This is a genomic window from Thermodesulfovibrio sp. 1176, assembly GCF_029946585.1.
Lineage (GTDB): Bacteria > Nitrospirota > Thermodesulfovibrionia > Thermodesulfovibrionales > Thermodesulfovibrionaceae > Thermodesulfovibrio.
Genome location: NZ_JARZRZ010000005.1, coordinates 140,641 through 155,691 on the forward strand (window position 1 = coordinate 140,641; position 15,051 = coordinate 155,691).

A 15,051-nucleotide genomic window follows, 5' to 3' on the forward strand; every position below is an offset into this window, starting at 1 on the left:
TTTAAAAATTGAGATGTTTTATAGCAGATTTTACATAGGATTTTTTAATTACATAAGAACTTTCTAAGTAACCAACCATTAAAGCTCTTGAACATATTAGATTTATTATTCTTGGAATACCCTTTGAAACTTTATAGACTGTCTTTATTGCTTTGTTTTCAAAGGTTACAGGCACATCCCCTGCTCTTTGAATTCTGAATTTTATATAATTTTCTACCTCTTCTCTGTCGAAATGTGTTAATCTTACTTTAAGACTAATTCTTTGATTAAGTTGGGCATAATGGGGACTTTTGAGGATTCCTTCAAAATAAGGTTGACCAAGTAAAATAAAGTGAACAAGTTTTTCCTTTTCTGTTTCAATATTTGATAAATGTTTTATCTCTGTAAGAGTTTCCTCTGGTAAATCCTGTGCTTCGTCAATTATAATTAAATTTTTCAGTCCCATATTTTTTCTTTTTATAAATTCACCTTTCAAAATTTCAAAAAGATCAATCTTGTCAAAGACTTTTTCAATTTTTTCTGTTATCATTATCTCATTGTTTATAAGTTCTCTCACAATTGCTTTCAGAAATTCCTTTGCGGAGAGAGTAGACTGATAAACAATAATCGGAGATACTTCATGGTTGAAATTCTTTAAAAAGGTTCTAATTAACGTGGTTTTTCCTGTACCAGGTTCACCGATAATGAGCATAAAACCCTCGCCTTTTCTTAAAAGATACTCCATTGATTGAAGCGCTTCCATATGAACCCTTGAGGGATAGAAAAATTCCGGATCGGGTGTTATTCCGAAGGGATCTTCCTTAAATTTATAAAAATTCAAATACTCCATTAGCCTCTCCCTAATTTGGAAATTAATTCATAAAGAGGACTTAACAGGCTTACAAGGACAATTGCAAAAAATGCTCCGATAACTCCTATCATTATAGGTTCAATCACTTTACCAAGCCTTGCGGAATATTCTCTTAAATAGGCTGTATAGTGGTTATTTAAAAAGTTTAACTGTTCTTCAAGTCGTCCAGAGGTCTCTCCAACATGCACAAGCCTTATTAAAAGAGAAGGGAAAATTTTTTCCTCTTTAAGGGAATCAGAAATGGGATTTCCTGTTAAGATTTTTTCCTTAGCATTCTTTATTGCCTTTTTCATCAGTTCATTATTTATAACTTCTGCTGTCATGTCAAGGGCATTATCAATAGGAATACCAGCACTAAAAAGTATTCTCATCTGTTCACAAAAAAGAGCCACAGCACGGGTATAAAATATCTGTTTAAAAATAGGAAGATTAAAACTTAAGTAACTTATTGCCCATTGAAACTTTTCATTTCTTTTAAAAATCTTAAAAACAACAATCAAGGCAAAGACAATTACAGGGATAAGATAAAAATATTTTTGTAAGATAACACCGATTTCTACAAGAAGATTGGTAATAAAAGGAATCTTTATTCCCATATCTCTCATTGCACTTACTATTTTAGGTAAAACATAGATAATCCAGAAACCCATTGCACCAAATGAAGCAACTGTTGCAAAAACAGGATAAATTAACGCTCTCTTAATAGCAGTTTTTAAATCTTCAATTTTTTGAAAATGCTCTGCAAGATCATCAAGGGATTTATCAAGCCTACCAGTTTCCTCTCCTATTTTTATAAGATATTGAAAAATCTGAGGGAAAACTTCACTATGATAGGAAATAGCTTGGCTAAATGAAACTCCTTTTTCAACGAGTTCTTTTAAATCTGAAATAATTCTTTTTAGTTTTTCTTTTGTTATATTTTCAGATATGTCAGAAAGTGCTGTGGTTAAAGGTATCCCAGCTTTAAGCATTATTGAAAGATTTTTCGTAAACTCAATAAGTTCAATATTTTTTATCTTCGGAGAGAAAAAAGTTAAAAGGGGTAAAAATATCTTAGGGATAGAAGATAAAGATACAACATAAAAATTTTTTGCTATTAAATTATCTATAGCCAATGCTTCATTTTGTGCCTTTATGAGACCTCTAAAAAGTTTTCCATTCGGATCAATTGCTTTATACAAATAAATATTCATCCTACAACTCTTTCAACTTCTGAAAGTGTTGATATTCCTTCAATAACTTTTTTCAAGCCATCAATTTTAAGTGAAACCATTCCGTTTTTCTTGGCTGCCTGCACTAAGGCATTGAAAGAGGCTCCTGTATAAATCATCTCTCTGATTTCGTCATTAACAATCATTAATTCACCTATAGCTGTTCTACCAAGATATCCCGTATTACGACATATTTTGCAACCTTTTCCATAATAAACTTTTGATATTTCCATGCCTTCTTTATTAAAAACAGACCTTTCATAGTCATTCGGTTGTTTTGATTCTTTACAATATGGACATATTTTTCTTATTAATCTTTGACTTAAAACAGCAAGCAAAGAAGAACTAAGAAGAAATTTATCGGCACCAAGATCAAAAAGTCTTGGAATAGCGCTAACAGCATCATTTGTATGAAGAGTGCTTAATACCAAATGACCTGTTATAGATGCTCTAATGGCAATGCGTGATGTCTCTTCATCTCTTATCTCCCCAAGAAGAATTATATCTGGATCGTGCCTCATGAAATTTCTTCCTGCAAGGGCAAAGTCATAGCCTATCTTTTCATTAACTTCACTTTGTTTTGCAAAGCTCATTCTGTATTCAACGGGATCTTCAATAGTGATAACACTTCTGCGAAGTCTGTCAACTTCTCTTAAAAGTGCATAAAGGGTTGTACTTTTCCCTGAACCAGTGGGTCCAACAACAAGGATTATTCCATTCGGTTTTTTTATTAATCTCTGCATCATATGGACAAGTTCTTCATTAAACCCGAGTCTTGGAAGGCTGTATATTTCCTCTGAACCACCAAAAAGAATCCTTAAAACCATTGATTCTCCTTCAATGGTTGGTATTGTTGAAACTCTTATTTCATACTTTCTTCCAAGAAAATTGAATACAAAAGAGCCATCCTGAGGTAATCGCTGTTCAGCAATATCTAACTTTGAAAGAATTTTTAATCGAGATATAATTCCACTATGAACTGTCTTTGACATAGAGTAGGCATACTGAAGAATTCCATCAACGCGATAGGAGATACTGACAACACCTGCATTTATCAATATATGAATATCTGTAGCATTTCTTCTTATACCCTCTGCTAAAATAGACTCAACAAGCAATGGGAGTTTTTCAGGTGGAACAGTACCTGTATTTAATGTAATCTGGATAAAATCTTCAATAATTTTTTCAGTAGGATTTTCTATAAAATAATATGCCTTTTCTAGGGTATCAATAAAACCTTCTTCATCGGTAAGATAAGGTTTTGCCCTTTTACCAGTCAATGCTTTAATTCTATCAATAGCAACTATATTGCTTGGGTCAACTACAGCAACTTTAACAAAATCCTCCATTTCTTCAAGGGGTAAAAATTTTGCTGTTTCAGTAAGACTTTTATGAAATTTTTTAAGAAGGTCTGTTTGAATTGGATAGTTTCTCACATCGATATATTCAAGATTGTGTTGTATTGCAAGGACCTCTGCGAGTTCCTGTGTTGATATAAAGCCAAGCATGGTTAAACATTTACCCAAAACTTGTCCTGTTATTTTTTGAACACTTAATGCAATATTAAGTTGTTCTTCTGTAAGGATCCCTTTTTCAATTAAAAGGTCCCCAAGCTTCATTGTGAAATAATCCTTGGTTGCAAAAGGATTACAAGTTCAGTGTTTGTTTGAGCCCTGTCATGACTTTTAAAAAGATTACCCAATATAGGTATATCACCAAGAATAGGTGTTTTATTTTCGGTAAGATTTTCCTCCCTTTTAATTAATCCTCCAATAATTACAAGTTCTCCATCCTTAACTTTTACTGTTGTACTAAGTTCCCTTAAGTCAACCGTGGGAAGCTGAATAATAGTTTGAGCACCTGCAGAGCCAAAAGTTTTCTCGGTTATCCCTAAAAGATTTGATATGACAGGAGTAATTGTAAGAGATATTTCTCCTTTATCATCAATATATGGAACTATACCAATAATAAGTCCTGAAAGAAGATTGCTTGTCTCAACAGTATATGTAACTATTGGTGAACCTGTACCTGAGGTTGTTACATTACTTTCTGCCTTTGATATAAAACTAAAGTTTCTACCAACAGTCAATAATGAAGTTTGACCATTCATTATGCTTATTCTTGGATTTGAAAGCGTTCTTACATCACCGAATTCTGCAAGAGCTTTTATTACAGCAGAGAAATCTTTTATTGCTGTTGTAGTAAGAGAAAATCTAATATCAGAAAAGGGAGTATTCGATGGAATAACTGATGTAAAATCAGTTGTACTTCCTCCTATGCTCCAGTTATGTGTTCCGTGAGACCATTCTCGTAAAAAAGACCAATCAATTCCGTATTTGAGAGAATTTGACAAAGTAACCTCTATTACTTTAGCTTCTATCAAAACCTGTCTACCCATAACTGCTTTCACAGTATTAAGATATTGCTCAACTTTCTCCATATTTTTCTTTGTTGCTGTAACCATTATTGTACCTGTAAGTCTGTTTATTACAAAGTTTTCCTGTGTAGGTATTACTGGTTGAGCAACCACTCTTGGTGGCTGAACTTGTCCAGGCTGAAGCTGTGCTGTAACAGGTTGAGTTACTGTAGCTTGAGTTATTGTTTGAGTTTGCACTCCAAGAATAGATGAAAGAGCTTTTTCAACAGAATCCCAAAATTTATAGGCTGAATCATCGGACTTTTCAGTTTTAGATACATTACCCTTAAGCTCTGTAGAACCACCTCCTCCTGTACCACCAGCGCCTGTTAACTGACCTGTTACACCTCCAAGAATATCTCCACCAACCTCTGTTGAGTAAGTTTGATGTATTGGAAATATATTTAAATGAAATATTCTTGTATCTGTTGCTGATATTTTAAGCATATTTCTTTCAATTTTATAAAAGTAGTCTGTTGATGATATTACTGAATCAAGGGCATCCTGCAATGTAACATCCCTTACAATCAGGGTAATTGGAAGTTCTGGATCAACATCTTTATCAAGAATAAGATTTAATCCTGCATCCTTTGCAATAACAAATAAAACATCTCTTAAAGGAGTATTTCTTACATTAATTGATATTTTCTTAATTTTTAAAGGATTAATAACTTCATTTTCAATTCTAAAATCTGGTTTAAGTTTTTGTGTTTGGAGTACTGTTTCTTTTTGGGGTGGTTCAATCTTAGGAACTTGAATTTCACTTTTTATATTCCTACCATTACAACTAAAAATAAATAAACATAAAGATAAAAAAATCAATAATTTTCCAATTTTAACCATTGTTGCACTCCTTTTTTATCCATTAATAAAACCCTATCTTTAAGTATTTTTATTATCTTAAAATCACCAATTCTGTCACCTTCTTTAATAATACTGTCTCCTATTATTGCATAGCGACCTTTGCCTTCATATATCATAGACAAAATAGGCAAAACCTGAATATCTGGAGATTTTGATTCAGAAATTTTCGTTTTTTCTGAAAGTTTGAAGGGATCAGATAGAACTTTATTAAATTCTTTTCTTAAAGCAATCTGCATTTGAACAGGTTCATGAAACTCTAATATTTGACTTTCTAAGGATGTTATAAACTTGGGCACCTTGATTTTATAAGCAACCACAGGCATTATTATAGAAATAATAATAAGTATCAATAAGGATAATTTAAGTTTTCCGCTCATTTTTAATAGATATTATCCTAATTTCTCCTTTAATTTCAAAGTTTACAAGACTATCCTTAGATTTTAATGAAACTGATTTTATTATTATCACTGGATAACTTAATTCTTCAATGAATCCTAAAATATCTGTTAGTCTTTGAAAATTACTTTCACCTTTTAAAGAGAAAGAACAAAAGGTTTCTAAATTTTCTTTTTTTATTTCTGATATTTCAAAGGTAGTTTCAGGAAACTTCGATTTTAAATTATCGAGTAAGGAAGCTAATAAAAGCTCGGGAGTTTTTAATTCAGGAAGAGAAATTTTCTCCAAAGTTTTTACAATGTTAGAAGTCCTCTGAATTTTACCTTTAATTATCTCAAGCTTTTTTATATCTTCATTAAGGGCGGTATTTATCTTTTTCAGATATATAAAAGATGAAAACAAAAAGGAGACTAATGTAAAAATTAATGCTATTTTTAATATTTCCCTTTGTATATTATTTTTGAGATAGAGCTGTAAATTCATAGTCTCCCTCTAAATTGAATTCTCCTTTAATAAAACTCCAGTTTTCTTTGGTTATTATGAATCCCTTATTGATAAGAATGTCTTTAAATTTAGTATATGCAATCTCTCGTTCAGTAAAAGAGTTGCCTGATATTTTGCCTGTAATTTTTATTTTTTGAGGTTTTGTATTTTCAACTTCAACTGAACTTATCTGACTCTCTTTGTTCTTTCCTGCTTCACTTACAGGATAAATGGATGCCCTTATATCATTAAGAAAATTTTTTTTGTTTTGAAGATCTAAAAAAGGTTTTATATTTTCCTCAAAATATTTAATGGAATCCTGTAAAATAAAAAATTCCTTCTCCTTCGCTAATATTTCGCTTCTTAGAACATTTAAATGTTTCTTATTAATTTGTATCTCCTTTATCATGGCAAAATTATTGAAAATTAAAATTAATCCAATCAATAGAAGAACACTCACTGCAATTTGAAAATATCTTTTTGTTTTCTTGAAATTTGTGTATTCAGAGGGGAAAAATTCTTTACCTTTGAGTTTATCCTTAATATTTTGAAGAGAAATCGGAATAATATATTCTTCGAAAGATGAAAAATTTAAAAATTCATAGGGTATATTTAATCCTTCAATCTCTTTTGTTTTTATACCGATAAAAAATATTTTTTCAGGATTAATTCTCAGATTTTGTAATGCGTAATTGACTGTCATATTAATATTAACAACATCTTCTTCGGTCAATTTATCTGGTTCACTTTCGTAAAATCTTTGGAATATGACTTCATCTTTTTTAAGAATAAAAAGAAATCTCAAATTTTTAGAAATGTAACATATAATCTGATTGGTATCCAGAGAATTTTGATAATCTCTAACAATTTCAACAATTGGAATAAAAGATGGATAAAAGGCTTTGACATTAATTCCTTCAATTACAAGATTACTGAAAATATTAAATTGTTCTTCAAAAATAATATAACATCTTAAATAAGTTCTACCAGCAGATTCATAGGGTTTATAAAAATATGAAAAATTTTGTATTGCTGGATATTTTTTACGAATTTCTGTTATCGCTATACCATTTAATAATTTTTTATTCTTAAGTATCTTTGATGCAAAGGGAATTGAAATAGTTAATGTGATAAAATCAGGGATAAATTGAGATACCGTAATTTCTTTTATTTCATTTTCCTTTAAAAATGTTAAAAGTTCATTGGTTTCAATTTGATAAAAAATACCTCTTTCAATATTTTTACTTTTTGGAATAAATATCTTTGTATGAACTCCTTCAATACTTATATATGCTTCTTTAGTCATAATTTTATTCGAAACCCAAAATTTTTTATTTTTCATTTGAATTTATTATATCATAAAAAGAAAATGATAAAATTTACACTCATTTTGACCTTTTATATATCCAAAACATAATAAATCCTGCACCTAAGATGCTTAATGATATTCCTGCTATTGCTTGTCTCATAATAATCTCAACAGACTCATCGGAAGAAGTATTAAAAAGTATGAAGTATCCAGCAATAATTAGAATAATTCCCAGTATAAACATCGGTCACTATTCTTAGACAAATTCTTTTCCACTTCTTCTTTTCAATCTTAATGAATTACTCACAACAGATACAGAACTTAAAGACATGGCAAGGGACGCAATCATAGGATTTAGAAGGGGTCCACCAAAAATATATAAAACTCCTGCAGCAATAGGAATTCCTATTATGTTATAAATAAATGCCCAAAAAAGATTTTCTTTTATTGTTTTTAAAGTAAGTTTACTCAATCTGATAAGTGAAGGAACTCCTTTAAGCCCCCCTTTTATTAAAGTTACATCTGCTGTATGTATTGCTATGTCAGTACCACCTCCCATTGCTATGCCAACATTAGATTCTGCCAAAGCAGGTGCATCATTGATTCCATCTCCGATCATTCCCACAATTTTTCTTTTTTCTACTCTAAATTTTCTTACAATTTTTGCCTTTTCATTTGGAAGAACTCCCGCAAAATACTCTTCGATACCAAGCTTTTTTGCAACTGCTTGAGCAGTCCTTTCATTGTCTCCTGTAAGTATAACAATTTTTATACCCATTTTTTTGAGTTCATTAACAATTTCTGAAGTTTCTTCCCTTAATGGATCTGTAATGGAAAAAACTGCAACAATTTTGCCATCAATGGCAACATATACCTTAGTTGTTGGCTCATCATCTAAAATTTCTGGTAGTGAAATCTGTTTTTTTATCATTAATTTTTCACTCCCAATCAGAATTTCTCTTTCAATGTTTTGAGAGTCTATAACCTTTGCAAAAAGACCTCCCCCTGCAATAACTTCAAAATGAAGAGGCTCATCAATACTGATTCCCTGTCTCATACAATGTCTTATAATTGCCTTACCTAAGGGATGCTCAGAGTATTTTTCTGCACTGGCAGTCAATTTTAAAATTTCCTGAATATTACTTCCAAAATATTTCACCTCTTTTACCTCTGGTTTTCCAATTGTTAGAGTACCTGTCTTGTCAGAAAAAAGAATTTCAATTTTGTTAATTTCTTCGAGTTTTTCCACATTTCTTAAAAGAATCCCCTGAGAAGCAGACCTTCCTGTGGCAACCATTATTGCTGTCGGTGTAGCAAGTCCTAAAGCGCAGGGACAGGCAATAATAAGCACTGCAATGGCATTTGAAAGTGCCAAAGAAAGCTCCCTTCCAAAAACAAACCATAATAAAAATGTAATTACTGAAATGGCCAATACTATTGGAACAAATATAGCTGAGATTTTGTCTGCAAGTCTTTGAACAGGTGGTTTGCCTGTTTGAGCCTCTTCAATGAGTTTTATTATCTGACTAAGAAGGGATTCTTTACCAACTGCCTCTGCTTTAACCTTAATAACACCTGAAATAAGAATTGTTCCACTGATTACTTTATCACCGACAGACTTTTCAACAGGAATGCTTTCTCCTGTTATCATTGATTCATCTATTGATGCTGCGCCTTCCAAAATTGTTCCATCAACAGGAATAGATTCTGATTGTTTTACTAAGACGGAGTCTCCAAATTTGACTTCCTCAAGGGAAATTTCAATCTCTTTACCATCTCTTATTACAGTTGCCATTTTTGGTTGCATCTGAATGAGTCTTTGAATTGCATCTGAGGTTTTAGTCTTTGCTCTTTCTTCAAGGGTTCTACCAAAAAGTATAAGGGTAATTATTACAGCGGATGTTTCAAAATATAGATGTGGCATATGTGGTGATGTTATAAGTGATAGGAGGCTATAAAAATATGCTGCATTTGTTCCGAGACTAACAAGGCTATTCATGTTTGCCTGCCTATGTTTAAGAGCAATGAATGCTAATCTGTGAAATCTCCATCCAGTTACAAATTGAACAAAAGTGGCAAGAATCATTTGTAGATAGCCATTATTAAGCAAGGGAATATTAAACATACTTCCTAAAAAAATTGGTAGTGTAAAAATAAAACTTAAAATCAAGTCTCTTTTTAACTTTGCAAATTCTTTCTTTTTTTCTTCATATTCAAGTCCTTTATCTGCATATTTTTTAGCCTTGACACTTAAATCTCTAAAGACTGATAAAATTTCCTTTTCATCAATTAGTGTGGGAATATATGATAATCTAATATTTTTATTAACAATGTCAGTTTTGATTTCAAGGATTCCGTCAAGTTTGGGTAATTTTCCCTCGATTAACCTTGCTATGTCTTGGTCAAGTTCATTAACTTGAAGAAAAATAGATGTTTTTCCTATATCATAACCTGTTGCCCTTACTATACTTACAACTCTCTTTATATCAATTTCTTCTGTTACTTCAACTGTTGCCTTTTCAGTAAGAAGATTTACCTCTGCTTTAACCACGCCTTTTAATTTAGCTAAAGCTCTCTGTACAGCCTGAGCACAGGCAGCACAGGTCATCCCTTTTATTGGAATTTCAATATTTTTTGACATTGATTTATTTTGCTTTTTATTAATAATATCTGTCAAACTCTTTGAGATACCCAAAATTGCCATTAGAAAAGCGCTGTCTTGAGCGATTTTGTCATCCTTAGTGATAGCGAAATATCTTCTCTTTTTTTTATTGTAGGAAGAAGACCCTTCGGCTTACGCCTCAGGGTGACAAAAAAGAGGACGATACATTAAGGGATGGACTCCTTCGGAATAACAGACGAGAGGAAAACAGTCTTTCCTCAATTAGCAATTTTTGGATATAATCATAAAATTTCAATATTACGGAGGTTAAAAATGAAAGCATTGATGAAAGCCTTTAAGAAAGCCATTGCATTAGATAGTACCCTTCATAGAGAATTAAAGATAAAGATGCCAGATAATTTATCTTTCATGAAGGAAGTTGAAAAAGTTCCTCTTACTTATTCTGAAATTTTAACTGCTACAATGTATTATCCAGTAATGTTCGGAATTCAAGACAATATAGTTTTTCCCTTTGCAATTATTGGAATTAATCAGAAAAACATATTTTTAAATGATGACGGAACATGGAAAGTTGAAGCAATACCAAATATTTGCAAACATTATCCCTTTGGAATTTTTAAAGATGACGATTATTACTCAATTGTAGTTGATGAAACTTTTGTGTCCGAGGAAGGAGAGAGATTATTTGATGATGAGGGGAATGATACTGAGTTTTTCTCTAAAATAAAAGCAGGACTTACTGAACTTGCAAGGGATTTCCATGATGCAGAGGAATTCTCACAGGAGATTTTTAAAAATGGTTATCTTCAACCTTTAAATCTTGATATAAATGTAAAGTATGGAGAAATGCGTCTTCGAAATATACTTATGGCAAATTTAGATGCTCTCTCAAAACTTCAACCAGAAAAATTATATACTCTAAATTCTAAGGGAACTCTTTTGATTCTTTATGCCCACTATCTGAGTTTGAGAAACTTTAAACTTTTTGATGTCTTCTAAGAATTATTTATAAATCTCGTAGAATGTTTTTAAGTTCATCTATGTTTAACTGATATTTTTCTTTGCAGAAATAACATTCAATCTGAACAGTTTCACCTTCTTTAATCATCTTTTTTATCTCTTCTTTCCCTAATGTTATTACTGCATTTATAACTCTATCTTTTGAACAGGGGCAGTAGTAAGTTACATGACTTTGTTGTAAAACCTCAATTGGAAGTCCAACTGCTTCTTCAAGCATCTGTGTAGGAGACATTCCCTGACGAATCATATATGAGGCAGAAGGACTATGAGAAAGTTTTCTTTCAAGAAAATCTATTATTTGTGGCGTTGTCTCTGGCATTGTCTGAATCATGAATCCACCGGCAGCTTTAACAGAGTTGTCAGTTTCAACAAAAACTCCCAATGATACAGCAGAGGGAATCTGTTCAGAAATATTAAGATAGTAAGCTAAATCTGTTGCAATCTCTCCTGTTTGTAATTCTACACTGCTTTGATAATATTCTCTTAATCCAAGGTCTCTTATAACATTTAAAAAGCCCTTTCCTACAGCTCTTCCAACATCAATTTTTTCACCTTTAAGCCCCATGTATATATGAGGTCTTCGCACATAGGCACGAACTCTATAAAGCCAGTCTGACTCTGCAACAATTTCCTGCAAGGGACCATCCCCTTTTATTTGTATCATTATCTTTTGTCTATCCTTGAGAGTTGAGGCTAAAAGTAGACTTCCAGCAATTACTCTACCCATAGCTGCTGATGCAGTAGGCCAGGTATCATGTATTATTCTTGCTTTCTCGACTGTTTCAGTGCAGTTTACAGCAACAACTAAAACATGTTCATCCTTGATAATTCCTTTTACTATCTCATCCATCAATGACTACCTCTACTGGTTTATTTTTTGATAAATTTAAAATTTTTGATGCCTTATTTTTGTATACAAAAATTTCTATATAATCATCACTGTTTATTAATGCTGCTGGCTTATTTGGTGATTCACTATAACATTTGACAATTGGAAGATAGAGTCTACCAATTTTTATTCTGATTACTGAAATATCTTTTAGGCTATAAAATTCTTGAAGATGTTTTATGTTTATGTTTGTTATGGCATTGCCGAATTTATCTATATAGATAATTCTTCCTTTTATCTTCCTTTTTCCTTTTATTGATTTTATTTCTGGTTCTTGAATTGGAAAAATAACAGGATTTTCTATTTCAGAACCAAATTCTTCAATATTTACTCCCTTTGATAACCAACCAGCTACAGGAGCAAAGACATCCCGTCCCTGAAAAGTTGGGCTTTTGTCTTTTAAAATATATTTTTTGTTTTCTATTTTTACTGCTTTAAAGGATTTATTTTTAACAACATAACTTATAAGTCCATTATCAGGCATAACAAAGTAATGACCATCGGTTTGGATTATTATTGCCCGTCTTGAAGAACCTACTCCTGGGTCTACAACAACTACATGAACAGTACCCTCAGGAAAGTATTTGTAACTGTTATATAAAACAAAGGAAGCATCTTCAATACAGTGGTTTTCAATTTCATGGGTAATATCAACTATTTTGACATCAGGATTTATTGATAAAATAACTCCCTTCATCTGACCAACAAAGGGGTCAGAGTATCCGAAATCTGTGGTAAGAGTAATTATTTTACTCGATGAGGCTTCCGATAAGGTCATTTATGTTTTCAATTTTTTCTTCAATTAAAAATTTTTCTATTTCTTCAATTATCTCTATTGAAGAAAGAGGATTTATAAAATTTGCTGTTCCAACAGCTACAGCTTTAGCTCCAGCAATAAAAAATTCCAATGCATCTCTGCCATTTACAATGCCTCCTATTCCTATTACTGGAATTTTCACTGCCTTTGCAACTTCCCAGACCATTCTTAATGCAATGGGTCGGATAGCAGGACCTGAAAGTCCTCCTGTTAATGTTCCAATTAAGCTCTTTCTTGTTTTTACATCTATAACCATAGCTGGAATGGTATTTATAAGGGAAATGGCATCTGCTCCTTCTTCTTCGCAGATTTTTGCCATATAGGCTATATCAGTAACCTGAGGTGAAAGCTTGACAATTAATGTTTTTTTAACTTTACTTCTTACTTTTCTTACAGATTCCTTTAAAAGTTCAGGTTGAAGCCCCATTTTCCTCCATTCACTTGTTTTATTTGGACAGGAAACATTCATTTCAAGGGCATGGATTCCATCAGTGGCATCAAGTTTTTGGGCTATCTCTTCATATTCTTCAAGATTTTCGCCAAAAAAGTTGGCAATGATTTTTGTGTCAAATTTTTTTAAAAAAGGCAATTTTTCTTTAACAAAGGCATCAAATCCAATATTCTGTAGTCCGATTGAATTAATCATTCCACAGGGTGTTTCATATATTCTTGGTGGAGGATTTCCCTCCTTGGGTTTCAAGGAAAGTCCCTTTACTACAATTCCTCCTAATTTGCTTATATCAAAAAATTGGGAATACTCAAGCCCGTAACCAAAAGTACCAGATGCAGTTAAAACAGGATTTTTGAGAGTCAATTCTCCGATTTTAACTTCAAGCAAAGGTTTCATAAAATTAAATCTCCAATCTCAAAAACAGGACCCTCTGTACATACTCTTTTAAATCCTTCCTTTGTCTCAATAACACAACCAAGGCAGGCACCAACACCACAAGCCATTCTCTCTTCTGTTGCTACATAGCAGGGAACATCTTTATTTTTAAGTAATTTTTTTAACTCTCTAATCATAATCATCGGTCCACAACTGTAAATGGGTAGATTAAGATGTAATCCCTTCTGTCTAAATAACTCCGTAATAACACCTTTGTAATCAAGAGTTCCACATTCAGTAGATATAAAAACTTCCTTTGCAACTTCTTCTAATTCTTTATAGTAAAAAATTTCTCTCCTATGGCGTGCTCCATAGAATAAATAAGCTCTTTTCGGAAATTTTTTCATCAGATAAAAAACTGAAGCTATTCCTATACCACCAGCAATTACAATATAATCATCCTTTGGAAAGGGATACCATTTTCCAAAGGGACCTGTAATCTGAAGATTTTGTCCTTCTCTGAGTTTACTTAATACAGATGTACCCTTTCCTTTTACCCTGTATAGAAATTTTAATGTTTTGTCTTCTAAATCAAAAATACTAAAGGGCCTTCCTAAAAGGGGATCAAATCTTTCGTTAATTTTAATGATAAAAAATTGTCCTGGTTTTGCTTCTATATTAAAAGGCACATTGATGCTAAGACAATAAACATCCTCTGTTAGTGCTTGATTTTTTAAAATTTCTGCCTTAAATATCTTATTCAAAGCTGATTGAGATTATTTCGTAATTAAATGTTTTGGCAGGAGCTTTAATTGTCACCTGCTCCCCAACTTCTTTTCCAATTAAGGCTTTACCAACAGGAGAAGTAATTGAAATTTTTCCATTTTTTACATCTGCTTCATCGGGACCTACAAGATGAAACTCCTTTTCTTCTTCTGTATCAAGGTCTAATACTTTTACTTTTGCTCCGAAGGCTACTTTATCATGATTAATCTTTGCAGGATCAATAACCTGTGCTCTTGCAAGCTTTGCCTGTAATTCCTGAATCCTTCCTTCAATAAAGGATTGTTTTTCCCTTGCAGCATGGTATTCAGCATTTTCAGAAAGGTCACCATGGGCACGAGCTTCAGCAATTGCCTTTATAACAGCAGGTCTTTCTATTTTTATTAATCTATCAAGTTCTTCCTTAAGTTTTTCGTAACCTTCAGGTGTCATAGGAATTCTTTCCATTAACTCCGCCTCCTCATTATAGAAGTATAATATTTAATTTAGCAAAAAATAAGCATTAAGGTAAACAATAAAAACTTCGATGGTGTTTATTGGTTAATCGAAATATTCCTTTTAATA

The 15,051-nt window shown here is 32.0% G+C and carries 15 protein-coding genes; 1 reads left to right on the forward strand and 14 read right to left on the reverse strand.

The genetic code is table 11. The annotated features are described in order from the left end of the window. Nucleotide 1: 1 nt before the first annotated feature. From QI155_RS09460 to QI155_RS09500, 9 genes are all read right to left on the reverse strand, one after another. Nucleotides 2–829: an AAA family ATPase gene (locus tag QI155_RS09460; protein WP_281321492.1), complete on the reverse strand. Its 828-nt coding sequence runs from the start codon at nt 827–829 to the stop codon at nt 2–4. Further along, a complete protein-coding gene (locus QI155_RS09465; protein WP_068861511.1) occupies nt 829–2,043 on the reverse strand; it encodes a type II secretion system F family protein in 1,215 nt (404 codons plus the stop codon). Before QI155_RS09465 ends, QI155_RS09460 begins: the two co-directional genes overlap by 1 nt. Next, nucleotides 2,040–3,680, reverse strand: a complete 1,641-nt coding sequence (locus QI155_RS09470) for a GspE/PulE family protein (RefSeq protein WP_068861512.1) — start codon at nt 3,678–3,680, stop codon at nt 2,040–2,042. The genes QI155_RS09465 and QI155_RS09470 overlap by 4 nt, the downstream gene beginning before the upstream one ends. Beyond that, a complete protein-coding gene (mshL, locus tag QI155_RS09475) occupies nt 3,677–5,320 on the reverse strand; it encodes a pilus (MSHA type) biogenesis protein MshL (protein WP_281321493.1) in 1,644 nt (547 codons plus the stop codon). The genes QI155_RS09470 and mshL overlap by 4 nt, the downstream gene beginning before the upstream one ends. Beyond that, on the reverse strand, nt 5,296–5,718 hold the full coding sequence (locus QI155_RS09480; RefSeq protein WP_068861514.1) for a hypothetical protein: 423 nt from the start codon (nt 5,716–5,718) through the stop codon (nt 5,296–5,298). The genes mshL and QI155_RS09480 overlap by 25 nt, the downstream gene beginning before the upstream one ends. Further along, entirely contained in the window at nt 5,702–6,220 is a 519-nt protein-coding gene (locus tag QI155_RS09485; RefSeq protein ID WP_068861515.1) for a hypothetical protein, read from the reverse strand. Before QI155_RS09485 ends, QI155_RS09480 begins: the two co-directional genes overlap by 17 nt. After that, nucleotides 6,192–7,526 carry a hypothetical protein gene (locus tag QI155_RS09490; protein WP_281321494.1) on the reverse strand — a complete coding sequence of 445 codons (1,335 nt, stop codon included), beginning with the start codon at nt 7,524–7,526 and terminating at the stop codon, nt 6,192–6,194. The genes QI155_RS09485 and QI155_RS09490 overlap by 29 nt, the downstream gene beginning before the upstream one ends. Nucleotides 7,527–7,605: 79 nt before the next feature. Next, complete coding sequence (locus tag QI155_RS09495; RefSeq protein WP_159426685.1) at nt 7,606–7,773, reverse strand: hypothetical protein; 168 nt, start codon at nt 7,771–7,773, stop codon at nt 7,606–7,608. 12 nt (nt 7,774–7,785) lie between these two features. Beyond that, nucleotides 7,786–10,233, reverse strand: a complete 2,448-nt coding sequence (locus tag QI155_RS09500; RefSeq protein ID WP_281321495.1) for a heavy metal translocating P-type ATPase — start codon at nt 10,231–10,233, stop codon at nt 7,786–7,788. Nucleotides 10,234–10,464: 231 nt separating this feature from the next. On the opposite strand from QI155_RS09500, the gene QI155_RS09505 reads away from it, so the two are divergent. After that, nucleotides 10,465–11,151, forward strand: a complete 687-nt coding sequence (locus tag QI155_RS09505) for a SapC family protein (RefSeq protein ID WP_068860040.1) — start codon at nt 10,465–10,467, stop codon at nt 11,149–11,151. 7 nt (nt 11,152–11,158) lie between these two features. Here QI155_RS09505 and hslO read toward each other — a convergent pair whose 3' ends face one another. Genes hslO through greA form a run of 5 tightly spaced genes read right to left on the reverse strand, consistent with a single transcriptional unit; the run spans nt 11,159 to nt 14,934 of the window. Beyond that, nucleotides 11,159–12,022 carry an Hsp33 family molecular chaperone HslO gene (gene hslO / locus QI155_RS09510; protein WP_068860038.1) on the reverse strand — a complete coding sequence of 288 codons (864 nt, stop codon included), beginning with the start codon at nt 12,020–12,022 and terminating at the stop codon, nt 11,159–11,161. Then, nucleotides 12,015–12,839, reverse strand: a complete 825-nt coding sequence (locus QI155_RS09515; RefSeq protein WP_068860033.1) for an SAM-dependent chlorinase/fluorinase — start codon at nt 12,837–12,839, stop codon at nt 12,015–12,017. The genes hslO and QI155_RS09515 overlap by 8 nt, the downstream gene beginning before the upstream one ends. Continuing rightward, nucleotides 12,811–13,725 (reverse strand): dihydroorotate dehydrogenase, encoded by a 915-nt coding sequence (locus QI155_RS09520; RefSeq protein WP_068860031.1) that lies wholly within the window; start codon nt 13,723–13,725, stop codon nt 12,811–12,813. Before QI155_RS09520 ends, QI155_RS09515 begins: the two co-directional genes overlap by 29 nt. Next, nucleotides 13,722–14,468 carry a dihydroorotate dehydrogenase electron transfer subunit gene (locus QI155_RS09525; RefSeq protein WP_281321496.1) on the reverse strand — a complete coding sequence of 249 codons (747 nt, stop codon included), beginning with the start codon at nt 14,466–14,468 and terminating at the stop codon, nt 13,722–13,724. Before QI155_RS09525 ends, QI155_RS09520 begins: the two co-directional genes overlap by 4 nt. Then, nucleotides 14,461–14,934, reverse strand: coding sequence for a transcription elongation factor GreA (greA, locus tag QI155_RS09530; RefSeq protein ID WP_281321497.1), 474 nt, complete (start codon nt 14,932–14,934; stop codon nt 14,461–14,463). The genes QI155_RS09525 and greA overlap by 8 nt, the downstream gene beginning before the upstream one ends. Between the last annotated feature and the right edge of the window lie 117 nt (nt 14,935–15,051).

What these genes read in the sequence shown, in the direction of transcription:
- QI155_RS09480 (WP_068861514.1), bottom strand. Translation starts at nt 5,718, where the DNA reads ATGAGCGGAAAACTTAAATTATCCTTATTGATACTTATTATTATTTCT.
- QI155_RS09465 (WP_068861511.1), bottom strand. Translation starts at nt 2,043, where the DNA reads ATGAATATTTATTTGTATAAAGCAATTGATCCGAATGGAAAACTTTTT.
- QI155_RS09500 (WP_281321495.1), bottom strand. Translation starts at nt 10,233, where the DNA reads ATGGCAATTTTGGGTATCTCAAAGAGTTTGACAGATATTATTAATAAA.
- greA (WP_281321497.1), bottom strand. Translation starts at nt 14,934, where the DNA reads ATGGAAAGAATTCCTATGACACCTGAAGGTTACGAAAAACTTAAGGAA.
- hslO (WP_068860038.1), bottom strand. Translation starts at nt 12,022, where the DNA reads ATGGATGAGATAGTAAAAGGAATTATCAAGGATGAACATGTTTTAGTT.
- mshL (WP_281321493.1), bottom strand. Translation starts at nt 5,320, where the DNA reads ATGGTTAAAATTGGAAAATTATTGATTTTTTTATCTTTATGTTTATTT.
- QI155_RS09505 (WP_068860040.1), top strand. Translation starts at nt 10,465, where the DNA reads ATGAAAGCATTGATGAAAGCCTTTAAGAAAGCCATTGCATTAGATAGT.
- QI155_RS09490 (WP_281321494.1), bottom strand. Translation starts at nt 7,526, where the DNA reads ATGACTAAAGAAGCATATATAAGTATTGAAGGAGTTCATACAAAGATA.
- QI155_RS09520 (WP_068860031.1), bottom strand. Translation starts at nt 13,725, where the DNA reads ATGAAACCTTTGCTTGAAGTTAAAATCGGAGAATTGACTCTCAAAAAT.
- QI155_RS09495 (WP_159426685.1), bottom strand. Translation starts at nt 7,773, where the DNA reads ATGTTTATACTGGGAATTATTCTAATTATTGCTGGATACTTCATACTT.
- QI155_RS09515 (WP_068860033.1), bottom strand. Translation starts at nt 12,839, where the DNA reads ATGACCTTATCGGAAGCCTCATCGAGTAAAATAATTACTCTTACCACA.
- QI155_RS09470 (WP_068861512.1), bottom strand. Translation starts at nt 3,680, where the DNA reads ATGAAGCTTGGGGACCTTTTAATTGAAAAAGGGATCCTTACAGAAGAA.
- QI155_RS09485 (WP_068861515.1), bottom strand. Translation starts at nt 6,220, where the DNA reads ATGAATTTACAGCTCTATCTCAAAAATAATATACAAAGGGAAATATTA.
- QI155_RS09460 (WP_281321492.1), bottom strand. Translation starts at nt 829, where the DNA reads ATGGAGTATTTGAATTTTTATAAATTTAAGGAAGATCCCTTCGGAATA.